The 24,231-nt window shown below is 61.9% G+C and carries 25 protein-coding genes and 1 riboswitch; of the genes, 7 read left to right on the top strand and 18 right to left on the bottom strand.

Annotated elements, in window-relative coordinates; genetic code table 11:
* The first annotated feature begins 107 nt into the window (after nt 1–107).
* Nucleotides 108–1,280 carry a Gfo/Idh/MocA family protein gene (locus tag ACIOJF_RS07230; protein ID WP_105656551.1) on the top strand — a complete coding sequence of 391 codons (1,173 nt, stop codon included), beginning with the start codon at nt 108–110 and terminating at the stop codon, nt 1,278–1,280.
* A complete protein-coding gene (locus ACIOJF_RS07225; RefSeq protein ID WP_402741408.1) occupies nt 1,277–2,293 on the top strand; it encodes a sugar phosphate isomerase/epimerase family protein in 1,017 nt (338 codons plus the stop codon). Before ACIOJF_RS07230 ends, ACIOJF_RS07225 begins: the two co-directional genes overlap by 4 nt.
* Before the next feature lie 88 nt (nt 2,294–2,381).
* On the opposite strand, the gene ACIOJF_RS07220 is transcribed toward ACIOJF_RS07225, so the two are convergent.
* From ACIOJF_RS07220 to uraD, 7 genes are all read right to left on the bottom strand, one after another.
* Complete coding sequence (locus tag ACIOJF_RS07220; protein WP_105656553.1) at nt 2,382–2,987, bottom strand: malonic semialdehyde reductase; 606 nt, start codon at nt 2,985–2,987, stop codon at nt 2,382–2,384.
* A 186-nt stretch (nt 2,988–3,173) separates the two neighbouring features.
* On the bottom strand, nt 3,174–4,385 hold the full coding sequence (locus ACIOJF_RS07215) for an MFS transporter (protein ID WP_105656554.1): 1,212 nt from the start codon (nt 4,383–4,385) through the stop codon (nt 3,174–3,176).
* 67 nt (nt 4,386–4,452) lie between these two features.
* Nucleotides 4,453–5,415, bottom strand: a complete 963-nt coding sequence (locus ACIOJF_RS07210; RefSeq protein ID WP_286134082.1) for an ROK family protein — start codon at nt 5,413–5,415, stop codon at nt 4,453–4,455.
* A 295-nt stretch (nt 5,416–5,710) separates the two neighbouring features.
* Nucleotides 5,711–7,246, bottom strand: a complete 1,536-nt coding sequence (locus ACIOJF_RS07205; protein ID WP_105656556.1) for a nucleobase:cation symporter-2 family protein — start codon at nt 7,244–7,246, stop codon at nt 5,711–5,713.
* Nucleotides 7,247–7,321: 75 nt separating this feature from the next.
* On the bottom strand, nt 7,322–8,245 hold the full coding sequence (pucL, locus tag ACIOJF_RS07200) for a factor-independent urate hydroxylase (RefSeq protein WP_105656557.1): 924 nt from the start codon (nt 8,243–8,245) through the stop codon (nt 7,322–7,324).
* A 4-nt stretch (nt 8,246–8,249) separates the two neighbouring features.
* The gene (gene uraH / locus ACIOJF_RS07195; protein WP_105656558.1) at nt 8,250–8,606 is read right to left on the bottom strand and encodes a hydroxyisourate hydrolase; all 357 of its coding nucleotides are present in this window, start codon (nt 8,604–8,606) and stop codon (nt 8,250–8,252) included.
* 67 nt (nt 8,607–8,673) lie between these two features.
* Nucleotides 8,674–9,168, bottom strand: a complete 495-nt coding sequence (gene uraD, locus ACIOJF_RS07190) for a 2-oxo-4-hydroxy-4-carboxy-5-ureidoimidazoline decarboxylase (protein WP_105656559.1) — start codon at nt 9,166–9,168, stop codon at nt 8,674–8,676.
* 322 nt (nt 9,169–9,490) lie between these two features.
* Here uraD and ACIOJF_RS07185 point away from each other — a divergent pair, with 322 nt between their 5' ends.
* Nucleotides 9,491–9,685, top strand: a complete 195-nt coding sequence (locus ACIOJF_RS07185; protein WP_105656560.1) for a hypothetical protein — start codon at nt 9,491–9,493, stop codon at nt 9,683–9,685.
* Nucleotides 9,686–9,783: 98 nt separating this feature from the next.
* On the opposite strand, the gene ACIOJF_RS07180 is transcribed toward ACIOJF_RS07185, so the two are convergent.
* Entirely contained in the window at nt 9,784–10,440 is a 657-nt protein-coding gene (locus ACIOJF_RS07180) for a TetR/AcrR family transcriptional regulator (protein WP_181148786.1), read from the bottom strand.
* 170 nt (nt 10,441–10,610) lie between these two features.
* Here ACIOJF_RS07180 and ACIOJF_RS07175 point away from each other — a divergent pair, with 170 nt between their 5' ends.
* Entirely contained in the window at nt 10,611–12,884 is a 2,274-nt protein-coding gene (locus ACIOJF_RS07175; protein ID WP_402741407.1) for an ABC transporter permease, read from the top strand.
* A 67-nt stretch (nt 12,885–12,951) separates the two neighbouring features.
* Here ACIOJF_RS07175 and ACIOJF_RS07170 read toward each other — a convergent pair whose 3' ends face one another.
* Together ACIOJF_RS07170 and ACIOJF_RS07165 are read right to left on the bottom strand one after the other, a co-directional pair.
* Nucleotides 12,952–13,287, bottom strand: coding sequence for a LuxR family transcriptional regulator (locus ACIOJF_RS07170; protein ID WP_133833835.1), 336 nt, complete (start codon nt 13,285–13,287; stop codon nt 12,952–12,954).
* Nucleotides 13,288–13,393: 106 nt separating this feature from the next.
* Nucleotides 13,394–14,410 (bottom strand): AEC family transporter, encoded by a 1,017-nt coding sequence (locus ACIOJF_RS07165; protein ID WP_402741406.1) that lies wholly within the window; start codon nt 14,408–14,410, stop codon nt 13,394–13,396.
* A 198-nt stretch (nt 14,411–14,608) separates the two neighbouring features.
* Between ACIOJF_RS07165 and ACIOJF_RS07160 the strand changes: the two genes are divergently transcribed.
* Nucleotides 14,609–15,373, top strand: a complete 765-nt coding sequence (locus ACIOJF_RS07160; protein ID WP_133833833.1) for an SDR family oxidoreductase — start codon at nt 14,609–14,611, stop codon at nt 15,371–15,373.
* Nucleotides 15,374–15,623: 250 nt separating this feature from the next.
* Here the strand turns inward: ACIOJF_RS07160 and ACIOJF_RS07155 are convergent, their stop codons facing one another.
* The 3 genes from ACIOJF_RS07155 to ACIOJF_RS07145 all read right to left on the bottom strand — a co-directional run bounded on the left by ACIOJF_RS07155 (nt 15,624) and on the right by ACIOJF_RS07145 (nt 16,927).
* The gene (locus tag ACIOJF_RS07155) at nt 15,624–16,064 is read right to left on the bottom strand and encodes an SRPBCC domain-containing protein (RefSeq protein WP_166650752.1); all 441 of its coding nucleotides are present in this window, start codon (nt 16,062–16,064) and stop codon (nt 15,624–15,626) included.
* Between the two features lie 57 nt (nt 16,065–16,121).
* Nucleotides 16,122–16,379, bottom strand: coding sequence for a hypothetical protein (locus ACIOJF_RS07150; protein ID WP_286134083.1), 258 nt, complete (start codon nt 16,377–16,379; stop codon nt 16,122–16,124).
* An 86-nt stretch (nt 16,380–16,465) separates the two neighbouring features.
* Nucleotides 16,466–16,927 (bottom strand): MarR family winged helix-turn-helix transcriptional regulator, encoded by a 462-nt coding sequence (locus ACIOJF_RS07145; RefSeq protein ID WP_105656568.1) that lies wholly within the window; start codon nt 16,925–16,927, stop codon nt 16,466–16,468.
* 169 nt (nt 16,928–17,096) lie between these two features.
* On the opposite strand from ACIOJF_RS07145, the gene ACIOJF_RS07140 reads away from it, so the two are divergent.
* Both ACIOJF_RS07140 and ACIOJF_RS07135 read left to right on the top strand, forming a co-directional pair.
* The gene (locus tag ACIOJF_RS07140) at nt 17,097–18,098 is read left to right on the top strand and encodes a pirin family protein (RefSeq protein ID WP_402741405.1); all 1,002 of its coding nucleotides are present in this window, start codon (nt 17,097–17,099) and stop codon (nt 18,096–18,098) included.
* A 17-nt stretch (nt 18,099–18,115) separates the two neighbouring features.
* Entirely contained in the window at nt 18,116–18,448 is a 333-nt protein-coding gene (locus ACIOJF_RS07135; protein ID WP_105662222.1) for a GNAT family N-acetyltransferase, read from the top strand.
* 10 nt (nt 18,449–18,458) lie between these two features.
* Here ACIOJF_RS07135 and ACIOJF_RS07130 read toward each other — a convergent pair whose 3' ends face one another.
* The 5 genes from ACIOJF_RS07130 to ACIOJF_RS07110 all read right to left on the bottom strand — a co-directional run bounded on the left by ACIOJF_RS07130 (nt 18,459) and on the right by ACIOJF_RS07110 (nt 23,790).
* Nucleotides 18,459–18,647 carry a hypothetical protein gene (locus tag ACIOJF_RS07130; protein WP_105656632.1) on the bottom strand — a complete coding sequence of 63 codons (189 nt, stop codon included), beginning with the start codon at nt 18,645–18,647 and terminating at the stop codon, nt 18,459–18,461.
* A 13-nt stretch (nt 18,648–18,660) separates the two neighbouring features.
* Entirely contained in the window at nt 18,661–20,043 is a 1,383-nt protein-coding gene (locus tag ACIOJF_RS07125) for an MFS transporter (protein ID WP_402697052.1), read from the bottom strand.
* 23 nt (nt 20,044–20,066) lie between these two features.
* Nucleotides 20,067–20,804, bottom strand: a complete 738-nt coding sequence (locus tag ACIOJF_RS07120) for a ZIP family metal transporter (RefSeq protein ID WP_402697050.1) — start codon at nt 20,802–20,804, stop codon at nt 20,067–20,069.
* A gap of 61 nt (nt 20,805–20,865) precedes the next feature.
* The gene (dnaB, locus tag ACIOJF_RS07115) at nt 20,866–22,221 is read right to left on the bottom strand and encodes a replicative DNA helicase (protein WP_105656572.1); all 1,356 of its coding nucleotides are present in this window, start codon (nt 22,219–22,221) and stop codon (nt 20,866–20,868) included.
* A gap of 1,068 nt (nt 22,222–23,289) precedes the next feature.
* Nucleotides 23,290–23,790: a flavin reductase family protein gene (locus ACIOJF_RS07110; protein WP_402697048.1), complete on the bottom strand. Its 501-nt coding sequence runs from the start codon at nt 23,788–23,790 to the stop codon at nt 23,290–23,292.
* A gap of 94 nt (nt 23,791–23,884) precedes the next feature.
* Nucleotides 23,885–24,001, bottom strand: a riboswitch (SAM riboswitch).
* Nucleotides 24,002–24,231 lie beyond the last annotated feature (230 nt).

The raw sequence follows: 24,231 nt of genomic DNA, 5'->3' as shown, positions 1-24,231 counted from the left end.
TCCAAACCTTCTCCTGCAGACCCCTTGACCGCGATCTGAAATAGGTTCTAGACTCTTTTGGAGCGCTCCAAAATATTCCATGAACAGCTTTCATCCAGGAGAATTCCATGACAAAAACCATCGGCATTGCCGTCATTGGCGCCGGCATGGCCGGGCTGTCCCACATCGCTGGGTACCGCACGGCACCCACCCTCTACAGCTCCGACTTGCCACCGCTTCGCTACGTTGCCGTGGCTGACGTGAACACCGAGCTCGCAGCCAAGGTCGCCAAGCGCTACGGCTACGAAAAGGCGCTCGGTTCCTGGCAAGAGGTGGCCGCAGATCCAGATATCGACGTGGTCTCGGTAGTTATTGCCAACCGTTTCCACCGTGAAGCAGTCGAGGGCCTGCTGGCTGCCGGCAAGCACGTTTTGTGCGAAAAGCCGCTGGCTGACACCCTTCAAGAAGCTGAAGCGATGGCCACCGCGGCCCGCAACGCCGACTCCGTGGCCCGCGTTGGCTTCACCTTCCGCCGCACCCCGGGCATCGCCACGATCCAGAACCTGATCGCCGATGGCACCCTGGGCAAGGTGCTGCATTTCTCCGGACGCTACTGGACCGACTACGGCCACAACCCGCAGGCACCGATGAGTTGGCGCTTCAAGGGCCAGCCAGGCTCGGGCGCACTGGCCGATGTGGGAAGCCACCTGGCCTACGTTGCCGAATTCCTGGCCGGCGAGATTCTTTCGGTCAGCGGCGGCCAGCTGAGCACCAGCATCACCGAACGCTTCCTGCCAGCCGGCGCCGTCACCGGCCACGATCTCGTGGAACTGAGCGACACGTCCGAGCCGGTAGAAAACGACGACTACGCGGCGTTCAACGTACAGTTCGCCGGGGCCGCAGGCAGCCTGGAAGTTTCCCGCGTGGCAGCCGGCCACCCCAATACGCTGACCTTCGAGGTCTTTTGCGAGAAGGGCGCCGCACGCTTCAGCCAGCTGCGTCCAGCGGAAATCGAAATCATGCTCACCGAGGGGCCTTCGGCAACCAATGGCTACCGCACGGTGAATCTCGGCTCGGAACACGCCTACCTCAGTGGCGGACTGCCCATGGATGCGCCAGGTGTCGGCTTCGGCCAGAATGATGCCTTCGGCTACCAGGCGCGCGCCTTCCTCGACGAGGTCTGCGGCCTGGGCACTGCACTTCCCATCAACGCAACATTCGACGAGGGCGTGCACAATATGCAGGTCCTCCAGGCGGTCGTGCAGTCCGCTGCCAATGACGGAAAGAAGGTTTCACTGTGAAACTCGGAGTCTACAACGCAATCCTCCACAACCGCCCGCTGGCCGAAGCCCTGGAGGTCATTGCCGCCCAGGGACTGACCGGCATCGAGTTGAATACCGGTGGCTTCTTGCCCCCAGTGCACGTGCCGAACATCGATGAAATCCTGGAATCGGACATCGCTCGCGATGCTTTCCTCGCCCAATTCGAAGGCACCGGCGTGGAAATCTATGGGCTGAACTGCAACGGCAACCCGTTGCACCCCAATCGCGAAATCGGCCAGAAGCACGCCGAGGACATTCGCCGCTCCATCAAGCTGGCCGCGCGCCTAGGCCAGACCCGCGTGGTCACCATGTCCGGCCTGCCCGCTGGAGACCCCAAAGCTTCGACCCCGAATTGGGTAGTCAATGCCTGGAATTCGGCAGCTCTGGACCAGCTGGACTATCAATTCGGGATTGCCGCGGAATTCTGGAAAGAAATCGATGAGCTGGCTGTCGAACACGGAGTCAAGGTCGCTCTGGAGCTGCACCCGCAGAACTTGGTCTTCAACCCTGCAAGCTTTCGAGAGCTGTTGAAGCGGGCCGGTACCAGCAACATCGGAGTTGAACTGGATGCTTCGCACCTCTTCTGGCAGCAGATGGATCCGGTGGCCGTTGTCCGCGACCTGGGCCCATGGCTCATCCACGCAGCAGCCAAGGATGTGCGCGTCAATCCGAATGCGGCCATCCAGGGCGTATTGGATAACAGCTTCCGCAAACTGGGCGAAGACGAACCACGCACCAACCTCGGCGGGGATGAATGGGCGAACGAGTGGCCGAAGAATTCAGCCTGGGACTTCGTGGCTTTGGGCAAGGGACATGGCACCGCATTCTGGACCGAGTTCTTGCGCGCATTGCACGAGGTGGATCCGGAAATGATGGTGAACATCGAACACGAGGACACCGAGCTAGGTGCCGTTGAGGGCCTGGAAGTCGCCGCCAAGGTACTCATTGAGGCCGACGCAGCCCTGCAAGCTTCATTGGCCGCAACCTCCTAGGATCCTCCCGCTGGCGTGCAGAAGCCCGGAATTCACCGTGTGAATTCCGGGCTTCTGGCGCATGCCGTTTTCGAAGTACTCGATGCACCTAGACGGTGCGGACAACTGCTTCGTAGCCGAAGCGTGCTTTTGGCGAGCCGATCTCGCTTGCGGCTGGCTGGCCGATATTCACGACCAGGAAGCTCTTCTGATCGCCTTCCGGGAAGAACGATGCGTCGATGGCGGAGAAGTCTGCGCCGGTCATTGGACCCACCGCGAAGCCCAAGCTGCGCGCGGCGAGCATGAAGTAGCCTGCCTGCAGGTGTGCGTTGTTGTTGCCGGTGGATGCGGTGAAGTCCGCATCAGCATCGTACATGGCCTTGGGCGCGTTGTAGCCGGGCAGGAAGTTGTCCCACTGTTCGTGCCATGCCGTGTCATAGCTGAGGATCGCTACCAGCGGAGCTGCTGCGGTCTTGGCTTTGTTGCCGTTGGAGAGCGCGTCGACCAGGGTGGCGCGGGCTTCGTCCGACCGCACGTAGGTGACGCGCAGCGGCTGGGAATTGAACGCGGTTGGACCGAACTTGGCCAGTTCGTAGATTTCCTGGGCCTGCTCCTCGGTAACCTCTCCGGTGAACGCGTTAGCGGTGCGTGCCTCGCCAAAAATGGCGTTGAGCGTTGCTGTGTCGGCCTGGATTTCCTGGGATGCAACTGTCATTGATTGCCTTTCAGATCTGTCCGAGGCCACTGGTTCGGGCCATTGCCGGATACGGTTTTCTTCTATCAATGCCCAACGAGGATCGGCTGCACCTCATTCCGGCAAGCCACGTGTTCTCTGCCACACGCAGGCCGGGGCTCGTCTGGAGCTCGGCTGTCCTGCCAGCAATGCCCGCCGCACGCAGACCTAGGGTCCGGCAGGGATTCGCGAGTTTGCAGAATCGTCCCAGCGGCGATGAAGCCTGGCGCACCCGATTGCGCACAGTGCGATGATTGCGCCGAAGCAGGTCACTGCCATCGATTCGCCGCTGATCTGCCCTACCCAGCCCAGCCCCAGCGCCCCAAGTGCGGTCAGGGCGTAGCCCAGTACCCAGAAGGCGGAGCTGGCGCTGCCTCGATGCCGCAGCTCGATGCGCCGCAGTACGATGCCCAGTCCCACCGGGAACAGCGCACCATGGCTCAGTCCAGCAACCACTAGGCCAACCAGGTACACCGTGACCGCCAAGCCCCCGCCCAACCTCGGGGCAATAGCTATCAGCACTGCTCCCACCGCCAGCCCGGCATAGCCCAGCTGCACTTTTTCGCTGACCAGCTTCCCGCCCGCTTTCTGGCCCACGGTAGTGGCGGCGAAAATCAGCGAACCGATGAGCCCCAGCAGGCGCAGGTCGGTAATCCCAAAGGCGCGGACCACCAGGATGGACGTCATGGCTGTACAGCCGCCCATGACCGCAAAGCCCAGGGTCATCAGTCCACCCACGCAGAAGTCCCGTCGTGCCAAACGCGGCACCAGCGGAAGGCTGAGTTTCCACCCGCCCCGGCGGTGCGCAACACTGTCGGGGATCATGGCCAGCAGCACGATGCACAGACCCGAAAGCACCGCGTGCACGCTGAAAGCGATCATGGGGGTAGCCGGGAAGAAGAAAGTCAGAAATGCCGCCAAGGCCGGCCCGCTGCCTAGTCCCGCCATATTCGCCAGGCTGGAAATGGCGGCACCGCGTCCGGAGCTGGAGACCAGATCCGCCAAATAGGCTGTGGCCGTTCCGGTGACCAGCCCGGCGCACACCCCGGACAGGGCCCGGGCAATGAACAGCATGGGAACGTCGGTGGCCACGGCATAAAGCATCCCGCTGGCGGCCGAGGAGAGCAACCCGAGAATCATGACGGGCTTGCGGCCAATGGCGTCGGAGAGGGAACCGAAGATGCACAGCACCGTGAGCACCACCAGGGCGTATATCGCAAAAAGCTGGGTCGAGGCGGCGGTGCTCAGGCCGTATTCATCCTGGAGCATTGGATACAGCGCGGTCGGCATGGTGGTACCGCACATGGCGACTGCGTAGGTTCCCAAAACGACTGCTAGCGGCCAGCCACGGGTCTGCGGCGGCTTCTCTGGCAGGACCATGCCGGAACCTCGCTCTCGTGTTGAATAACAAACTGAGCCTAGATAAGACCTAATGTCCTGTCAATGTTTATTGCTGTTGATTGAACCTCGCCAAATCAGCAGCCCCGATCAGGCCTGCCACCGGACCCAATTCGGCTTGGCTGATCTTCGCAAAGGGACGGTAGCCCCTGCCGGAGAGGGTGCGGCGGTAGGTCTCCTCCGCGGTGGCCACCAGTTGCTTCGACGCCGCGCCCAAGCCGCCGCCGATAACGATGGTCCCCGGATCCAGAACCGAGACCAGATTCGAAATGCCCAACCCGAGCCATTCGCCCATATCCGCAATGAGGTCGGCGCACGCCGGGTCGCCCTCTGCGGCAAGTCGAGTTACCTCCGCCCCGGTAACGGCGTCCGGATCATCGCCCACGGCCTCGCGCAGGCGGAAGGCCACCGGTGATTTGCTGCGCACAAGTTCGGCTCCTTCCCGGCCCAGGGCATTGCCAGAGGCGTACTGCTCCCAGCAACCGCGGTTTCCGCAGGCGCACCGATGGCCGCCGGGAACGATCACCTGGTGCCCGAATTCGCCAGCAATCCCGGACTTGCCACGGTGGATTTGCCCTCCGAGGATGACCGCCCCGCCGATCCCCGTTCCGAGGGTCAGGCACACCATGTCGCTTTCGCCCCGGCCCGCGCCAAAACGATGCTCGGCCCAGCCGGCCGCATCAGCGTCGTTGACCAGAGTCACTTCATGTCCTACCAGCTGCATCAGACGGTCGCGCACCGGTTCATTGCGCCAAGACAGGTGGGGGCTGAACAGCACGTTCTGCCCCTTGCGGTCCATCCATCCCGCGGCGCCAATGCCCACCGGAAGACCTTCGTTGCCCTTCGAGAGCTCGCGGATCATCTCAGCCAGGGCACGTTCGGTCCCCGCCACGTCATGGTCAGGTGTCTCGCGGCGGATTTGCCCGAAGGCGTTCCCCTCTTGATCCACAAGGGCTGCAAGGATTTTGGTGCCACCGATGTCAACGCCGATGGAAAGATTTGCTGAACTCACAGTCATCTAGCTTAGACCCTCGCAAAACGCCGATGCTCCCGCTGCCGCACAGGAGCCCCTGACTGGTCCGGTGCCTGCACGGAACTTCCAACGCAATCCAGCACTTGGGCCAGCCCTGCGCAAGGTGCCCGGAAAACTCGTCCGGCGGTGCTCCCTGGCTGTTCGCGCTGTGAAGTGCAACTGCTCGAGCTCGCGCAAAATGCCCGCAAACCGGAGTTTGCGAGCATTTCGCGCTAGCTGCTACTTCTCGTCATCGAGCTCGTCGTAGACGTCGGGTTCGGATGGGGCCGATTCCTCAGTGCCCTGATGTCTCGGCAGGCCTGGGTACAGGCATCTGGATGGCTCCGGTCTGGATCTGCTCGAATTCATCGGGTGTGACCACCGGAATTTCGTAGCCTTCCTTGTCGATGAGCTTGCCGCCCACGTAGTGGTCGCCATCGAGCAATCCGCAGATCTCCTCGGTCTTGACCATGCGCGGCGGAGCCGCCGAGAAGACCGATGCATCCTTTGTATTCCCGAACTTGAGTTCGTTGAACAGCAGGTTCAGCAGCACGGCCATCACGGCCGCCGAGGAAATCCCGGAGTGGAAGATCGTCTCGAACCACGTGGGGAATCCAGCGTAGAAGTCCGGCTTCACAATCGGGATGCAGCCAAAGGCAATCGATGCCGCGACGATCACCAGGTTCATGCCGTCGTACTTCACCTTGGACAGGGTCCGGATCCCGGAAGCGGCGACGGTGCCGAAGAGCACGATGCCTGCGCCGCCGAGCACCGGAGTCGGGATGGCAGCGACCACTCGTCCGAGGATCGGCAGCAAGCCGAGCACGACGAGGATGCCGCCACCGGCCGCGACAACGAAGCGGCTGGTGATGCCCGTGATGGCCACCAGGCCGACATTCTGCGCAAAGGCCGACTGGGTGAAGGTATTGAAAATCGGCGCCACTGCGGAAGAGGCCATGTCGGCACGCAGGCCGTCGGCAATGCGCTTGGAATCCACCTTCGATCCGGCGATCTCGCCCACAGCGAGGATGTCTGCGGTGGTTTCGGTGAGGATCACCAGCACCACGATGGTCATCGAGATGATGCCGCCGATTTCGAAGACCGGCATGCCGAAGGCCAGTGGCTGCGGGAAGGCGAAGATCGCGCCGTGCCCGACCTGCGAGAAATCGGCCATGCCCAGCAGCGCTGCGGCGACGGTGCCCAGCACGATGGCCAGCAGGATCGACATGCGGGAAATCGCTGCATTGCCGACCTTGGACAGCAGCAGGACCACCAGCAGTGTTCCGGCGGCCAGGCCGATGTTGGCCAGCGACCCGTAGTCATCGGCCTTCGCGTCCCCGCCCATGGCCCAGTTGGCCGCGACCGGGGTCAGCGAGATGCCGATCATCGTAATGACCACGCCGGTGACCACCGGCGGGAAGTACCTGACAATGCGGGCGAAGAACGGCGCTATGAGGAAGCCGATCAGCGCTGCGACGAGCACGGCCCCGAAGACCGCCTGGATTCCGCCTCCCCCGTTGACGATGGCCACCATGGTAGCCACGGATGCGAAGGACGTGCCCTGGACCAGCGGCAGCTGCGCCCCGAAGAACGGGATGCCCACGGTTTGCAGGATGGTGGCCAGCCCGCCGACAAACAGGCAGCAGGCGACCAGCAGGCCCACCTCGTCCGGGGCCAAGCCGGCAGCGTTTCCGATGATCAGCGGCGGGGCGATAATGCCGCCGTACATCGTCAGGACATGCTGCAGGCCATAGGCAAAGGACTTCCCCAGAGGGAGCTTCGCGTCCTCGGGACGATTGCCTTTGATAGATTCATCTTGTGTAGCGCTCAAGGCTGACCTCCTACGTCAGTCGCTGCCAAAGGTGTGCCGGCGTGCCAGCGCCGGCCCACCTTCAACGCCGTTCAGTTAGATAAATGCCGGAATATTGGCCCAGATGGGGTGATTCGCCTCGGTGCCTTCGCGGGTGATCGTCGCTTCGATCAGGCCGTATGGGCGATCCGCGGCGAAGAAGACCTCATTGGGGTTGTCTTGGCCGAAGACTTCCAGGTCAACCAGGAAGTGGTGCTTGTTCGGCAGGGACATCTTGATTTCGGCGATTTCCGGATGCGCTTCGAGCACTGCCTGCCCCATCTGGAACATGGTCTGCTGCAACGCGTACGAGTGAGTGTCGGCGAAGCGGGTCAGCAGCAGGTGGCGCACCGAGGTGTAGACCGCGTCGAAGTCGATGCCCTGGGCGATGGCCTGGCCGGTGTAGCGCCAGCGCGCAGTCACGTCGGTGGCCAGGATGCGGTCGGTGGTTTCCTTCAGGGTCGTGTACTTGTCCACCGGGAAACCGTGGAACTCGCTGCCCGTGGACTTCAGGACGGTGAGGTCCTCCAGGCCGGCAACGATGGACTTCTTGCCTTCGGCGTCGATTTCCAGCACGGCGGTGCGCACTTCGGACTTGTTCTGCGAGAAGGCGTGGTCATGGTCGTTGATGCGGTCCCAGAAGAACTGCTGGGCTGCCCAGCGGCCGCCGGTGATCCACTCGAATTCGCCAGTGAAGTGGTTTCCCAGCTGCACCAGGAACTCCTCGATGGCGCCCACGCCGTTGCGGGCCAGGCCATAGACGGTGTTCTTCTGGGTGTCAGTGGCGACGACGCGGCCGTTGTCGCCGTCCTGGTGCGCGGCGGTGAAGTCGCCGTGCAGCTGGCTGGTGACGTTCAGGTCCTGGATCTGGTGGCGCACGGTGTCGCGGGTGATCTTGACCAGGCGGACTTCGGCCTTGCCGTACTGGTTGGAGCCCAGCACGATCTTGGTATCTGCTGGGGCGGTGATTTCGGTAGTCATTGTTCTAACTCCCTCGGTACGTGGAATATGCAAACGGGCTGATAAGAAGAGGTACGTGGTAGTGCTCGTCGACGTCGTTGACGAAGAAATCGATGCTTACCGCGGGGAAGAAGCTTTCCGTTCCCTGCTTCCCGAAGTAGCCGCCGGTTTCAAAGGAAATCCGGTAGCGGCCGGCTTCAACCTGTATCGGTCCGAGGTTCTTGATGCGGCCATCGGCATCCGTGGAACCCGAGCCGATTTCTTGCCAGCCGGATGCCGTCTTGGCTTCCAGCGTGGCCTTGACACCGGAGGCAGGCCTCCCGGTCCCGGTGTCGAGTATGTGGGTGGTGATGTGGCTGCGTTCGCCATTTCCATCTGCCATGTTCATCTCCTGGCTGTCGGAGGGATTGGTATCGATAAATGCGCAGGGGTTCGCCCCGGGCATGGGCTTAGTTGTCCACCGAGTTCTCCAGCCGCAGCAGCGCAATCTGGCGCAGCTGCTCGGCTACTTCAAGCAGTTCAGCCTGTTCTGCGTTGGCCAGCCGGCGTTCGCATTCGGCAAGGATTTCTTCGGTGCTGCGGCCGGCGGCGCGGATGAGGAATACCCTGTTGAAGCGCTGCTCATAGGCCCGGTTGGCTGCTGCCAGGCGGCCGGCGACATCGTCATCAAGGTCCAGGCCTGCCTGTTCGCCGCGGGAGAGGTCCGCTTCCTTGCTGCTTCCCTGCGCCTGTTCGCCGATGCGCGGATGGTGGGCCAGGGCGGCGGCAATTTCCTCGCGGCTGAAGGGAGCGACGTCCTGCAGCGCAAAGCTGGAAAGCGCATCGAAGCTGCTGAAAGGACGGGCGGAAACAAGGGCATCGATCCAGCGGTCGACATCGACGCAGGGGCGCAGGAAATCAGCGGCCTCGGCTGCGGGCAATTGGTTGAATACGTCTAAACGCATCGGGTGATCAGCTCTTTTCAAACGGTCGTTCTTTCCACGGACCTTGGCTGAACACCCTTACCACCGAAGGAGACTTCGGCTTCGACTCGATGCTGGTTTCGTGGAACCTTGTGTCACCACTGTAATCCACCTCACAGCGTCGCAGTCAAGCGAAAGCTGGAAAAACTTTAACAAGTGTGACTTTTTGCCGGTTTCCATATCGTGGATAGATAATTTTGCGCCCAGCTATTGCAAACGCTCCGACCTAGCCCACATAATGGTTTCACAACACAGAAGATAATTTCCATATTGTGGAAATGCGAAATCGTGAAGGAGGGTCGCAATGACCGCTATCAACCCAAGCAAGATCAACTGCACACCGGAGGGCCAGCGCCTCATTGCCACCACCGACGCCTTGCGCACCGGACTGTTCCAGCCCATCGAGAACCTGGATCCGGATATTGCCCGCCAGCCGCGGATCACCCGCGAGGCTCCCTCGCTGTGGAGCCGCCTGTTCGGCCAGCACCCGGGACGCTAAGCGTCCCCTGAAGACCACGCAGAGGCCAACCCCTGAGGCGTCGGGACCTGGCCTCTGCGTTTTTCTAGTTCCAGCTGCAGCGCCTCGCGCCAGCCCGGCTAGTCCTCGCCGAATCCCATGAAGTCGGCCGCAGCGGTGCTTGGCGCCGCCAGCATGCCGACCATGGAATCGACCAGGAAGTAGCCCAGCGATTCCCAGTTGCCCTGCTGCTTGCCTTCATTGACCGTGCGCTCGTACTGCGCGCACAGCCCCAGGAACATCGGACCGAGAATCAGCGCACGCGACCTGACCACGACCTCCGGAATGCCCTCGAATTCCTTGCGAGCACGTCCTGGGCCCGCCACGCTCAGCACCTCGTCGCGCAGGCTGTCGCCCACAATCGCCGGCAGTCCTGGATGCAGCCGTGCCTGGTAGAGGAATTGCGCCCGCCAGGAGGGCCGCGGCAGCGCGTCAAAGGAATAGATCCAGGGAAGGGTCCGCACGGTGACCACCTCGCGCAGGCTCGCCTCCGGTCCGCCAGCAAGGGATGGCAGGCGGTTGCGGCAGCTGCGCATGTCGTCCAGCGCCCGCTGGAGCATGGCCTGCAACAGGTCCTCGCGGCTCCCGAAATGGTATTTGATCGCCGAATGGTTGGCAGTACCGGCATGCTCGGTAATTTTCCGATTCGATACGGCGTCTATGCCGTGGCTCGCGAAGAGCTCTTCTGCCGCATCGAGCAAGACCTCCCGCGCCTTATCGCCGTGTCGGCTCACCATTCCCGCCTTTCCTCGCATCATCTCGTCCCGGCGTCCAGGAAGTGAACCTCGGCACAGTTGCTGACAATTTTACGCCATGTGGCGTAAATTAGTTGTTAGTATTCAACTAAAGACCTTGGCGGGTTGCCTCGCACCCCGCTGCAGACCGAGAATCCAAGGAGCATGCGCAGTTGAGCAACGACGCCGCAGTCACTGAAAACCCGCCGCCCTCCCGCAGGGCCAAGCACGAGAAGCAGCCTCTTTCCGAGCAGGAAGCGGCCGCCAAACGCGCCAAGGCCGAAAAGATCGGCAGGACTGTCGCAGTGTTCATCATGCCATTGATGATCGTGGGCATGATGATCTGGGGCTACCTGGGGGCCATGCACCACCAGTCGGCCGCGAACATGCCGGTGGCCATTTCGGCCACCAGCAGCGCAGCGGCCAGTGACTTTGCCCGGGCGCTGGAGGACAGCAATGCTGAGGCCGTGGACCTGCGCTTCGTGGACTCGGCCCGCGAAGCCCGCGAGCTGGTCTACGACCGCGAAGTCACCGCTGCGGTGGACCTCGATGGCGATACGGCCACGCTGTACACCGCCAGCGGCGCCGGCATGTCAGCCACCTCGGCCATCACGGCCGTGCTCACGCCGGTCATCATGGAGCAGTCGCTGGAACTGGCTTCCCAGGATCTGGTGCCGCTTCCGGAGAACGACTCCATGGGCATGGGCGCCATGCTGCTGGCCACCGCGATGATCACTGCCGGCTACATGCCCTGGTCGATGGCCTTCTCGAACTCCCCGGAACTGCTCAAGCGCCGCCGCGCGCTGCCGCTGCTGGGCGGATGGTCGATCCTGCTCTCCGGGCTGGGCATCCTCGTCGGCGGCCCGATCCTGGGCGTCATTCCTGCCGCGAGCATCCTGCCCGCGTGGTCGACCCTGGCCTTGGGCGTCTTCGCCGTGGGCGCCGGGCAGCTGCTGCTGACCCGCATATTCGGCGCCATGGCCGTCATCCCCGGAATGTTCCTGTTCATGGTGCTGGGCCAGCCGGCCTCCAATATGGGCATGTCGGTCTACACCCTGCCGAAGATCTTCCCGTTCCTGCACCAGTTCCTGCCGATGCCGGCCCTGGGCGAAGCCATGCGCTCGGTGCTGTACTTCAACGGCGACGGAGCGGCCCGGCATATCCTGATTCTCGCCGGCGGTGCCGTCGCGGCGCTGCTGCTGGTCGCCCTGCTCGATGCCCTGCGCATCGCCAAGGGCAAGAGCGATATCCCCACCCAGATCAATGTCGCTTCCCTGCATGGCGGCCCGCGCCCCAAGAACAAGGCGTGGCGCTACATCACCTTGGCCGCGCTGCCCTTCGGCATGATCGCCATCATGCTCAGCTCGATGCTCGGCGCCATGCAGACCCCGGTGCCACGCGACATGCCGGTAGCCGTCGTGGGCTCCTCCGTGGAGCAGGCCCAGCAGACCGTGGATTCGCTGAACGAATCCATGGAGGGCATGTTCGAGTTAACCGCCATGGACAATGCCGCTGACGCCCGGTACCTGGTCGAGTCCCAGGAGCTGACAGGGGCCTTCGTGCTGCCTTCGGAGCAGAGCCCGGAAGCTGCCGTCTATACCGCCCAGGCTTCCGGCAACGCCGCATCGCAGCTGGTGGTCCAGGTGTTCACGCAGATCGGCCAAGCGCAGCAGATGGACGTGGACCACCAGGAGCTGGCCCCGCTTCCGGAGCACGACAATATGGGCACCGTGGCCATGTACCTGGGCATGGGCTGGGTGATGGCAGGCTTCATGGTCATCATGGTCGGCGCCACCGCGGCACCGCACATGGCCCCGCTGCAGAAACTGGTCCCGCTGGTGGCCGTGTACTCGGCCTTCATGTCCGCCGTGCTCTGCCTGATCGCCGGCCCGTTCACCGGGGCAGTGGAGGGCCACTTCGGGCAGCTGTTCAGCGTCGGCATGCTCGCGATTTTCGCGGTGGCCATGCTCACCACGGTATTCAACCGCCTGCTGGGCATGGTCTGCCTGGTCCCGACCATGCTGATCGTGATGTTCCTGGGCGTCCCCGCCTCCAATGGCGGGCTGTCCATCTACATGGAACCGCGCATCTTCACCATCCTGCACGACATCCTGCCGATGCCGGCTGCCGTCGAAGCCATCCGCGCGATCGTCTACTTCGACGGGGTCGGGCTCGGCTCCCACCTGGTGGTCCTGGCCATTTGGGCCTTGGCCTGCCTGGCCGTGACCATGGTCATCGACCAGCTCAAGCCGGTGCAGACCTCCAGCCACCCGGTTTCCGCCGAGGAGCTCGCCGCGCTGCAAGGCCGGGCGCTTGAAGCCAAGGCGAGCGAAGCCGCGGCATCCGCCGACGCCATCGACGCTGAAGCCGGGGACTTGGCAGACGCCGAAGCCGCGGCCGGCGAAAGCGGCACTGGAGACCGGGAGAAGGACGCGGTCAGCGTCTAATCAGTCCTTCTCCCCTGCAGATGCGGGCCGGTTCATGGATGTGAACTGGCCCGCATTTTGGTGTCCCCTAGCGATCGATCTTGGCTACGGTGAGCAGCACGCTGGAATCCTGCGTGGCGCTGATTTTCAGCCTCCCCTCGGGAAGCACAATGAGATCCTGGCTGCGCCCCTCCCACTGGTTGCCCATGGATGAAACGGTGACCCTGCCCTGGAGGACCAGCAGTGTCGCTTCGCCGGGATTCACATGTTCTTGCAGCTCGGTGCCGGCCGTGAGCCCAATGACGGTTTGGCGCAGGGTGTGCTCATGTCCGCCGAAAACCGTGCTGGCAGCTCGGCCATTGGTTGCATCCGCGGCTTCCCTCAGCTGGGTTCGGGCGATGGCGGCCAGCGAAAACTTCTTCATCAAATCCCTGCATCTCATCTCTCGGGCTGGATACTCCGGGCTGATTAGCCTGTGCTGCTACAAGACTGTCCCCGCACCGGGGCAAAGGTCAAGGAAAGCGCGGGGACTACTTCAGTACCAATTGAGCCAGCACCGGCAAGGCAATGACCGACAGGACGCAGGTGATCACGATGGCCACCGCGGTCGGCTCGCCATCCCCGGTGTCGTTCTGGGCCATGATGTAGGCGGTTGCGCTGACCGGCATGGCCGCCATGAGCACCGCGGCATTGAACCAGATGCGATCCAGATCCGGGGCGAAAACAAGCAGCATGGCCACCGTCAGCAATGGCATCGCCACGAGTTTGCCCAGCACCATGGCCGCGATGGAGGTTCTCGCCCAGCTGCCGCCAGCCCCAGAGCCATCCGGAGCAACCGGTGCATGCTTCCTGGCACGCGAACGGTCAATGGTCCGCTTCAGCGACATGCCGATGACGAAGAGCGCCCCCGGGGCGGCCGCGGCGGATATCAGGTCAACGGTGTCGTCCACCGGCCGTGGTACGGGCACACCGAGGATTGCTACCGTGCCGCCAAGGACCATGGCCCAGGTGACCGGGCTGTAAACCAGGGCATTGCGGATGGTCCGGGCGATGCGCACGGCGCTTGCCGGATGCTGGCCTCCTTTGCCGTTGGGCAAGAGAATTTGGGCGAGGATGGGGAATCCGACCATGAAGATGATGTTGTGGACCAGTTGCCCCATGCCCGCGGCGAACCCGGCTTCTGTGCCCATGACGCCGAGGATAATCGGGATTCCCAAGTACGACACGTTGCCGAAGCTGGTGGTCAGCATGCCGGCGAGCGCCCGCGCCCGGTTTGCGCGTAGCAGATAGCGGAAAGCCAGCCAGCTGAGCAGGGCGAAAAGCAGCGCGGAGACGATACTGATCCACAGGAATGCGAGCGGCACGCCTTCGCTGATATCCGCCCGGGCTACCACCTTGTAGAGCAGCGCCGGCAAGGCGACATAGAAGACGAACACATTCAGTGCCGGTTCCACGCTGGCCGGGAATTTGGGTGCATGGCTGGCGCCGTAGCCGATGAGCATGACGAAGAACAGCGGCAGCACGCCATAGAGCACGTCGAGGAACACAAGCCTCCTTAGGGAATGTTCGGCCGGGGTCGCGGGGACCGAGCACTTCAAGGTTAGTTGCTTGCCAGGCTGATCCGGGAAATGCGCCGGGGGCGCTTCGCAACATGCAGGCGAAAACTGGGGTTTGGCGGCGCAAATTCCTAGGATGAGACCACGCGCCTCGTCCGATCACTGTTGAGCTTTCCGCAAGGAGAATTGATGTCCCACGCATCTGGAGTCCCGCAGGCCCCGCGCACGATTGCCATCACCGGCGCAGGATCAGGCATTGGCCGCGCCACCGCACGCCTGCTGCTGGCGCAGGGATGGAATGTGGTGCTCGCCGGGCGCACCGCGGCTAACCTGCATGAGACGGCGCAAGGCCACGGTTCCGCCTTGGTGGTTCCCACGGATGTTAGTGATCCGCAGGCTGTGGAACACCTGTTTGCCGAAGCGGCGCAACGTTTCGGCACGGTCAATGCGCTGTTCAATAATGCCGGGATTTTCGGTCCCTCGGCAGCCATCGATGAGCTGAGTCCGGCCCAGTGGGATGAGGTTTGCCGGATCAACCTCACCGGGGCCATCAACGCGGCCCGCACGGCCTTTGCCCATTTCAAGGCCAACGACGGCGGACGCATCATCAACAATGGATCGATTTCAGCGCAGGTTCCGCGGGTGAACTCCGTTGCCTATACCGTCACCAAGCACGGCATCGCCGGCTTGACCAAATGCCTTGAACTTGATGGACGGGAGCACCGGATCAGGGCCACGCAGCTCGATATCGGCAACACCGCCAGTGACCTGCTCGATGATTTCGGTGCCACCCAGGGTGCCTTGCAACCGGGCGGCCAGCGGCTCGTCGAGCCGACATTCCCGCTGGCCCAAGCCGCTGAGGCCGTTGCGTACATCGCCGGGGTTCCGCTCGGTACCTCCATCAACCAATTCACCATCACTGCTGGCGGAATGCCCTACATCGGGCGAGGCTAGGGCGCAGGCAACCGGAGGAAGGAATTGGCGTGCAAGTCGATGCTCCGGTTGCGTGCGGCAATGCCCCGCGCCATCAGATCATCATGGGATTCTGGTTGCGCTACACGGCATGAACCTGCCAGAACTGCGCCAGTATCCGCAGCGAAACGCCTTTCAGCCACGTGCTGCGCTTTGACTCCGCCGGCAAGAGCGCGAAACTGGCAGGCGTTCGCAGCTGCTGTGCTGGTTCTTCCCCTGCCGTACTAAAGGCCTAGAAGAATTCCGCCAGCAGCGCTTCGAGCTTCGCAAAAGCGGAATTCCATGCCTTGGTGCTGGATTCGATAACCTCATAAGGCAATGGGGTTTGGGTCAGCGTCAGCATCGTCTGCCCGGCGAATTCCTTGAATTCGATACGGGTTTCGATCACGAGGTCCAAGGTCATTTCGTGCGGGCCGTCGGCACTGACCAGGCATTCGTACTCGTCGAAAGACGTCAGGACCGCCTTGAGCGGCACCTTGGCATCCGGGTTATCAGCCTGCACCATATTCAGCTCATGCCGGCCGCCGACCTTGGCTTCGAATACGACGGAATCTTCCTCGACAAGCCAGCCATCGGGACCCCACCACTGGGCGATGATTTCCGGCTCGACGAAGGCAGCCCAAACGGCGTTCTTCGGTGCGGAAAATTGCCGGGCGACTACGAGTTCAGTCATCGATTCCATAAGGTCAATATTATCGCGGCCCGCCATCAGGTGCACCCGCAGGGGCAACTACCCCTGCGGACGGCGAGGCTCCATGCGGCTCGCGGTGTACAGCGTTTGCTCATCCGGCGAGGTTCCGGCAGCTTCATGGGCGCGCATGACCTTCATTGCGCGGTCCCATTTGATGCGTTCGCGAGGGCTGGCGAGGACACGGCGCTCGGCCGGACCGAAGATGGACAATCCCAAGTACTTCAGACGCCAGAATATGCGGTAGCCGACGCTTAGTCCGGTGGTATCGGAAATGATCGGCAGGGGTGATTCATCCATGATCGTCGTCCTCTTCGGTCATTGGGTTTGCGAGCACTGGCACTTCAATCATACGTCATTAGTTGGTGCACCAACTAAATGGGGTTCTAGCTTTTCGGAGCGTTCGAACCTGCAGCAATAATGCGGTCCAGGATGCCGCGCAGCTCCAGCACATCCTTGTCGGTCAGGGCAAGCCGGGCCATCATTTCGCGCGGCACCTCCACCGCTTCAGCACGCAGCGCGGCACCCTTCTCGGTGGGCTGAATGATGACGGCCCGCTCATCGTCCGGGTTCTTCGTCTTTGCCACCAAACCGGCAGTTTCGAGGCGCTTGACCAACGGGGAAAGCGTTCCCGGATCCAGGTGCAGATGCCCGCTGAGGGCACGGGCGCTGATCGGCCCCAAGTCCCAAAGGGCCAGCATCACCAGGTACTGGGGATGCGTCAGCCCCAGCGGATCCAGCACGGGCTTGTATGCCGAGATCACCGAGCGCGAGGCTACGGCCAGGCCGAAGCACACCTGCTTTTCCAGCTTGAGAAGATCTTCGTCGCGAAGAATAGCACTGTCCACGTTGTCGCAAGCTCCTTGAAAGATGCCTAATACCACTGCATTGATCGTACCGCGGTCGAGAATACCGTGCCCGGGCCGAAAGCTGCCCCGGGTCGCAGCGCCAATTCCAGTTGCGTTCGAATCGGTGGCGCAAGTAGTCAAAGCGGGCCACAGTGAATAGCCTTGGCATATGAGCAATCTTGAGCACCGGCCTGAGGAGATCGGCTGCAGTGCAGTGCGTTCCCAGGCAGAGGTTGAAATCCTGGAACCACGCGAAGTGCCCTTGGGCGGTCCGCGGGCAATGACGGTCTTCCGGACACTGCCGCAAAAGCAGCGCAGCCTGATCGGCGCTTGGTGCTTCCTGGACCATTACGGTCCTGACGATGTCGCAGTCACCGGCGGGATGAACGTGCCCCGTCACCCGCACACCGGACTGCAGACTGTCTCTTGGCTCTTCACCGGAGAGATCAACCATATGGATTCGGCCGGGTTCAAGGCGACCGTGCGACCCGGCGAGGTCAATCTGATGACCGCCGGGCACGGAATCAGCCATTCGGAGATCCTCACCGAAGACACCACCATCCTTCACGGCGCCCAGCTATGGACCGCGCTGCCGGGTCATGCACGGGATATGGAACATACTTTTGAGAACTACCGCCCGGAAGCGCTCACCGCTCCCGGCTGGTCGCTGTCGGTCTTCCTTGGCACCTACGGGGTGTCGGGCAAGTCGTCCACCTCCCCGGTGAAGACGCACACCGAGCTCGGTGGCGCCGAACTGCGCCTTGAACCGAACACCGAGATCGAAGTGGTTGTCCCCGGGCACCATGAGCACGGGATCCTCCTGGACTCCGGCAATCTTGAAGTCAACGGCCATGAACTCGCTCCACGCGATCTCGGGTTCGTGCGTGCGGGATGCACGACCCTGCGCCTGAAGTCCGGGGACCAGCCGGTTCTGGCGCTGCTCATCGGCGGAGAGCCGCTGAAGGAAGACATCCTGATGTGGTGGAACTTCGTAGGCCGCACCCATGAGGAAGTCCTCGCGTTCCGCGCGCAATGGCAGGCCGAGATCGGGGCCGAGCCCGGGGATGCCTCCGAGGATCGCTTCGGGCCTTTCCCGCCTAATACTCCGGCAGCCTTGCCGGCTCCAGCACTTCCCACCGTTCGCCTGCGCCCGCGCGTGAACCCCGCCTAACCAATAAGGAACTCCCAATGAGCGACATCAAACCAGTATTCCTGCCCGAGCGCCAGCGCTTCGCCCTCGACGATGACGGCAAGATCATCGGAGCGGCGCACTACCGCGATTTTGATGGGGCCCAAGGCGTCGAGCGGATCTTCTTCCACACCACCGTGGATGAGGAATACGGCGGACAGGGCCTAGCCAGCGTCATGGTGAAATTCGCGCTGGAGAACACCATCGCCAGCGGTGCCAGGATCGTTCCGGTCTGCCCGTACGTGAAGGCCTACGTTGCCAAGCACACCGAGTATGCGCAGCATATCGTGGAACCGGACAAGGACCACCTGGGCATCCTGCCGCGCGGCTAAACCGGAGATCTCAGGGGTTCATCTTGAGGCCGCGTGCGGCCAGCTCGTCGCGGAGGATGCGGATGGCTTTCGGGCCGACGCCGTGCAGCGCGAGCAGCGCCGCGGTGCCGGCTTGCCCCGCCTGCTCGAGACTGGTGATGCCGGCCTGCTCGAAAGCCCTGGCGGCGGGGTTGCTCGTCTTGGGAAGCTCTGTGTCCATGATCCCAGCGTAGTCAGGCTGCTGGCTGCGCAACAGGTTTGGTGCGCGGCGAGATCGCGATCAGGACCAGAATCAGCAAGAGGCTGAAGCTGAAGACCGAGATGAACTCCATCCCGGTGGCGGCCATCGCGAAGATGACGCCACCGATGGCGGTGGTTCCGGCGTTGCCCAGGGAGTCGGCCACGGTCATTGCCGATGAGTTGAATCCCTGTTCATCCTTGGCAGACAGGGCCAGCATGTTCACGTTTTGCCGCGGGAAGATCATCCCCATGCCGAAGCCGCCCACGGCCCATCCGCAGACCAGCACGAGGACCGGCGGATGGAAGATCGCGGTGGCCAATGCGCTTGAAATCGCTACGCTGCCGGCGATCGCACCCACGGTGATGCAGGTGGAGGATTCCACCTTATCCCCCAGCTTTCCCTGCAGCCATGAACCCACCGACCAGCACAATGCCGAGGCCGTCAGGATCAGGCCCGCCCGGTCGGGACCCAGCTGGTAATCCTCGCGCAGCAGGTACGGCAGATAGACTTCCACGCCGAAGAAGGCCCCGGCCACGAAGATGCGGGTCATGATGGTGGACGGCAGCCCCTTGGCCAAGCTGAACGTGCCCTTGGGCAGCAACGGGCGAATTGCTGCAAGGGCTACCGCCAATGCCAAGACCAGTCCCAGAAGGGACCAGCTGCCCTGCGCATTGCCGAGCAAGTTCATGCAGATGACAGCCAGTCCAGCCAGGCCGGCCAGCATCAGCCGCTTCTTGGAAATCGGCCCCAGGTCCGGATTGCGCTGGGAGCTCAGCGACTTCAACGCCGGCACGATCCCGCAGAACGCGAGAACAACCAGCACCGCCACGCCGGAGAACACCCAGCGCCAACCGAGGTGCACGGCCATCAAGCCGGCCAGCCAGGGGCCGATCAGCGCCGGGACCACCCAGGCGGTAGCGAACAGGGCGAAGATCTTGGAATGCAGATGCGCAGGATACGCGCGGGCAATGAGCACGTAGATGGCGACGGTGATCGCGCCACCGCCAATTCCCTGCAAGATGCGCCCGGCAATCAGGACCTGCATGTTCTCGGCTGAACCGCAGATCAGCAGCCCAATGCAGAAAACGGCCACGGCGATGGACAGCGGGTGCTTGGGCCCCCACCGGTCGGTGACTTCTCCGGCGGCAACCATCCCCAGCATCCCGCTGGCGATTGGCGCGGCAAAGGCCAGGGCGAAGTAGCGTTCGCCCTCCAGCAGCTCGCTGACCAGTGGCATTACCGTGGTCACGGCCATGGATTCGAAAGCGACCAGGAAGACGAGCACGAACATGCCAAGGGTGGTGGCAAGATACTGCGGAGCATAGATCGTGGACTCGGCGCGCTCGGCTGATTGGCTGCTGCGGTTCAGGGGCATGCATCCATGATCTCAGGTTTCCCCTAGCCGCCGATCACGTGCAGGCTGAAGGCCGCCAGGAAGCCCGAGGTCACCAGCAACCCGGTGTAGTCGTGCTCCACCTTGTAGGCTTCCGGGATCATGGTGTCGGCGATCATCGTCAAGATGCCTCCGGCAGCGACCGCGGTGGCGAAGGCCAGCACTTCACCGGGCATGGATTCCAGCAGCAGCGCTCCGAGGAAGGCAGCGATGCCGCAGGAAATGGCTATCGATCCCCAGAGCAAAACGATCGAGGACCCCTTGCGCCCGGACGCTTTCATCTGTGCGGTACTCGCCAGTCCCTCGGGGACATTGGAGATGAATATGGCGATGAGCATCGCCGGATTAATGCTCGCGGTGGCGACCACGGAAAGTCCAAGGGCCACGGACTCGGGAATGCCGTCGATGAGTGCACCGACCGCGAGCGCGGTTCCCGATGACTCCTGCTCTCCTGCGCGCTGCGCCTGCCGCTTTGAGGTTCTCCAGGCCAGCAGCCGGTTCGCGCCGAAATACAAGGCAGCGCCCACGATCACGCCGCCCAGCGTCGCAACGAGGCCGCCGGTTTCATAGGCTTCGAGCACCAGCTCGAAGGCCAGTGCGCTGACCAGGACCCCGGCACCGAAGGCCATGATGGCGCTGACCCAGATCTTGGGGATCTTCAGCCACCAGGCCGCGCCGGATCCCAGCAACAGGGCCGAGCCGGCCACAGTGCCCCACAGCAAAGCCTGCATCGAAGCGAACATGGCACCCACTATAGCCAGCAATTCGCTGGCTTAGTAGGTGCCATATGAGTTCTGACTGGGACTAACCCTCGGTGGACATGTTGTTGAAGCGCGAGTAGTGGCCCTGGAAGGCCACGGTGATGGTCTTGGTCGGACCGGCACGGTGCTTTGCGATAATCACGTCAGCTTCGCCCGGACGGTTTTCCTTGTCGTAGACGTCATCACGGTGCAGCAAAATCACCATGTCGGCGTCCTGCTCAATCGAGCCCGATTCGCGCAGGTCCGAAACCATTGGCTTCTTGTCGGTACGCTGCTCGGAACCACGGTTCAGCTGCGACAGCGCAATCAACGGAACGTCGAGTTCCTTGGCGAGCAGCTTGAGGTTACGCGAGAACTCGGAAACTTCCTGCTGGCGCGATTCCACACGCTTGCCCGAGCTCATCAGCTGCAGGTAGTCCAGGATGATCATGCGCAGCTCATTGCGCTGCTTGAGGCGACGGCACTTGGCACGGATTTCCATCATGGACATGTTCGGCGAATCATCAATGAACAACGGGGCTTCGTTCAGCCGGCCCATGGTCGTGGCGATCTTGGTCCACTGTGCGTCTTCCACCGAGCCCTTGCGCAGATCCTGGAGCTGGATGGATGCTTCGGCCGAGAGCAGGCGCATCGCAATTTCATTGCGGCCCATTTCCAAGGAGAAGAACACGGTGGCCATATTGTGCTTGATGGCAGCAGAACGGGCGAAGTCCAGCGCGAAGGTTGACTTGCCCACCGCAGGACGGGCGGCGATGATGATCATCTGGCCGCCCTTCAGGCCCTGGGTCAGCTCGTCGAATTCATAGAATCCGGTGGGCACACCGGTAATGCCATCGCCCGCGTTGGCCGCGTTCTCGATTTCATCAACGGTGTCTTCGATGATGTCCGAAAGTCGCACGTAGTCTTCACTGCTGCGGTTCTCGGCCACCTTGTAGACCTCTGCCTGGGCTTCGTTGACGATTGCGTCAACTTCACCATCTGGCGAGTAGCCCATCTGGACAATACGCGTTCCAGCGTCAACCAATCGGCGCAGCACGGCGCGTTCGCGCACAATTTCTGCGTAGTACCCGGCGTTGGCTGCAGTTGGAACCTGCTGGATGAGATTGTGAAGGTAGGCGGCGCCACCAATGCGCGAGATTTCGCCGCGCTTGGTCAGCAAGTCGGCTACGGTGACCGCATCGGCTGGTTCGCCACGACCGTAGAGGTCGACAATCGCCTCGTAAATCGATTCGTGGGAGGGACGGTAGAAGTCGGTGCCGCGAATGGATTCAACGACGTCAGCAATGGCGTCCTTGGAGAGCATCATGCCACCGAGGACCGACATCTCGGCCTCGATATCCTGTGGCGGCTTGCGCCCTGCGTCGGAATCTCGTCCTTCGTAAACCGGCTCAGCACTCATTGCAGACACTTCCATCCCCTATTGACCCGCTGGGAAAAATTATCCTTGCCTCATGGCAACGCTTCATCGTGTCAGTCGATACGGACATTTGGATGTCAGGCGCCTGTGGATATTTCTCTCCCGAACCCAACACTAGGGCTGTTATTAACAGGCGTAAACCTCATTATCCACAGAATATGTGGATAACACTCCTCTACCTGTGGACTTCCCTGTTCACAGTCTGGGGAGAACTCTGTGGATTACCCCACTCTACGTATCATTAATATCTGTTGACTTGGTTGTTTGTATTCGCACACCTGTGGACAGAAACTTAATTCATTGAAGCTCACGCCAACCGACCCAAGGTTATCAACACCCTTAATCGCCCAGTTCCCGGGGTTTTTCAGCCTTTGTACACATTTGCCCACGTCTTGTCCACAGTTTTGTGGATAACCTTGTGGATACTGGTGAATTTACAAAACCCTAAGTCACCGTGGATTAAATTCGCCAGCAAGGCCGGATCTTCCAGTAGTCCACAATCGGCTAGGGTTTCTGCGTTCGGGGGCGGTGGATAACTTAATGTGTGCAACGACTCGGCGGGCGAACCTGGATCAGCGACTGGGCTGCCGGCGCACTCTCGCCACTTCGCGTCCGCGACGCGCGCCAGTGAAGACGCCATAAAGCGCCGGTTTCATTTGTGATGCGCAGCCTTTGCATGGCTCGGAAGCCCCATGCGAGGGTTGCCGGCAATTCTCTGCCGCTCTGGTCCAGCGTGCAGCGAGGATCCATGAGCTATCTGCGTGGTTCTGTTCGACGGCCCAGACGGGTGGCGGATATGGCGAGTTCAAGGTTTCTCGCGACAGATACTTTGATGACGAGGTTATCGCCAAATGCCTGGGGCAGCTGGCCCAAGAAGGCAGGCCATGAGATTGCCAGCCATCTTGCCACGTCTTCTGGGTGGCGTGAGAGAACGGGCATTGCCGGTGTCGAGGGCTGCGGGGAACGGCTCAACCCGCCTAACCGGAATTCAAAAAGCTCCGGCCAGATCGATGTTTTGATCTGGCCGGAGCTTTGGAAGATGCGAAGCGCTTATACGAGCTCAGGAATCGGCAGCGAATGGAACCGCGAATCATGGAAGATCTGTGGCGAGTGCTCGGAGGTGCGGTGCCCGTGGACTTCCATCAGGACTACCCAGTGATCCCCCGCTTCGACCTCGTTGTAGATCGAAGTCTCCAACCACAACGTTGAGTCGTTGACGAAGAGCGCGCCCTGATCCGAGGAATAGGTATCGATTCCGCGGAACCGGTCGCCATTTTTCGAGGCAATCTGAGCGCAGACACCATCATTGCGTTCGCTCAGCACCGAGACGCCAATGCGGCCAGCTTCGCGCAGCTTTGGCCAAGTGTTCGAGGACTTCTGCACGGCGAACATCACCAGTGCAGGTTCGAGGGAAACTCCCACGGTAAACGATGAAGCGACAAGTCCCGTCTTCACGCCATCCAGTTCTGCACAGAGGGCGGCTACCCCTGATGGATGCTGAGCGAAAACCTTGCGCAGGGTCAACGGGTCAAGTTCAAGATTCAATGACATGGCTCGATTCCTTTGGGTCTTGCCCACCGCGCAGTAGCCTGCAAGCATTGGCTTCTCGTTACTCGAAGCCGCTTGGGCTGAAGTTCCGCGCCGTGTGCGGTACTTGTTCCAGCACATTTTGCGTGGAACCGAATCCTCACCTGGAGCACCCCACTACCGTTGAGAGGGTTGCCGATCAGCAAGCCAGGGCTTATAGCTGATGCTCTTGATTCTGTTTAAAACGATATGGCTCATGACGAACAGCCGTCAAACATTTCACTTCGCAAATCGCAATATTCGACGCAATATTCGATCCAAGGCCCCACCAGAAGTCCTTGGGCAGCCTTTTATTCGCTATGCGCCGCGCTTCTTGAACCCCTCGGCCCCCATGATCGCAGCAGGCTTCCGCCGCCCTTGATTCGGCAGAACACTAACGCCTCCCCTGGGCTCGGGGCCCTGGCG

The sequence above is a fragment of the Glutamicibacter sp. NPDC087831 genome (assembly GCF_044742845.1).
In the GTDB taxonomy this organism is placed as follows: domain Bacteria; phylum Actinomycetota; class Actinomycetes; order Actinomycetales; family Micrococcaceae; genus Glutamicibacter.
This window is presented reverse-complemented; position numbering and strand designations above follow the sequence as displayed.

What these genes read in the sequence shown, in the direction of transcription:
- ACIOJF_RS07230 (WP_105656551.1), top strand. Translation starts at nt 108, where the DNA reads ATGACAAAAACCATCGGCATTGCCGTCATTGGCGCCGGCATGGCCGGG.
- ACIOJF_RS07220 (WP_105656553.1), bottom strand. Translation starts at nt 2,987, where the DNA reads ATGACAGTTGCATCCCAGGAAATCCAGGCCGACACAGCAACGCTCAAC.
- ACIOJF_RS07215 (WP_105656554.1), bottom strand. Translation starts at nt 4,385, where the DNA reads ATGGTCCTGCCAGAGAAGCCGCCGCAGACCCGTGGCTGGCCGCTAGCA.
- pucL (WP_105656557.1), bottom strand. Translation starts at nt 8,245, where the DNA reads ATGACTACCGAAATCACCGCCCCAGCAGATACCAAGATCGTGCTGGGC.
- uraH (WP_105656558.1), bottom strand. Translation starts at nt 8,606, where the DNA reads ATGGCAGATGGAAATGGCGAACGCAGCCACATCACCACCCACATACTC.
- uraD (WP_105656559.1), bottom strand. Translation starts at nt 9,168, where the DNA reads ATGCGTTTAGACGTATTCAACCAATTGCCCGCAGCCGAGGCCGCTGAT.
- ACIOJF_RS07185 (WP_105656560.1), top strand. Translation starts at nt 9,491, where the DNA reads ATGACCGCTATCAACCCAAGCAAGATCAACTGCACACCGGAGGGCCAG.
- ACIOJF_RS07180 (WP_181148786.1), bottom strand. Translation starts at nt 10,440, where the DNA reads ATGGTGAGCCGACACGGCGATAAGGCGCGGGAGGTCTTGCTCGATGCG.
- ACIOJF_RS07170 (WP_133833835.1), bottom strand. Translation starts at nt 13,287, where the DNA reads ATGAAGAAGTTTTCGCTGGCCGCCATCGCCCGAACCCAGCTGAGGGAA.
- ACIOJF_RS07160 (WP_133833833.1), top strand. Translation starts at nt 14,609, where the DNA reads ATGTCCCACGCATCTGGAGTCCCGCAGGCCCCGCGCACGATTGCCATC.
- ACIOJF_RS07155 (WP_166650752.1), bottom strand. Translation starts at nt 16,064, where the DNA reads ATGACTGAACTCGTAGTCGCCCGGCAATTTTCCGCACCGAAGAACGCC.
- ACIOJF_RS07150 (WP_286134083.1), bottom strand. Translation starts at nt 16,379, where the DNA reads ATGGATGAATCACCCCTGCCGATCATTTCCGATACCACCGGACTAAGC.
- ACIOJF_RS07140 (WP_402741405.1), top strand. Translation starts at nt 17,097, where the DNA reads ATGAGCAATCTTGAGCACCGGCCTGAGGAGATCGGCTGCAGTGCAGTG.
- ACIOJF_RS07135 (WP_105662222.1), top strand. Translation starts at nt 18,116, where the DNA reads ATGAGCGACATCAAACCAGTATTCCTGCCCGAGCGCCAGCGCTTCGCC.
- ACIOJF_RS07130 (WP_105656632.1), bottom strand. Translation starts at nt 18,647, where the DNA reads ATGGACACAGAGCTTCCCAAGACGAGCAACCCCGCCGCCAGGGCTTTC.
- ACIOJF_RS07125 (WP_402697052.1), bottom strand. Translation starts at nt 20,043, where the DNA reads ATGCCCCTGAACCGCAGCAGCCAATCAGCCGAGCGCGCCGAGTCCACG.
- ACIOJF_RS07120 (WP_402697050.1), bottom strand. Translation starts at nt 20,804, where the DNA reads ATGTTCGCTTCGATGCAGGCTTTGCTGTGGGGCACTGTGGCCGGCTCG.
- dnaB (WP_105656572.1), bottom strand. Translation starts at nt 22,221, where the DNA reads ATGAGTGCTGAGCCGGTTTACGAAGGACGAGATTCCGACGCAGGGCGC.
- ACIOJF_RS07110 (WP_402697048.1), bottom strand. Translation starts at nt 23,790, where the DNA reads ATGTCATTGAATCTTGAACTTGACCCGTTGACCCTGCGCAAGGTTTTC.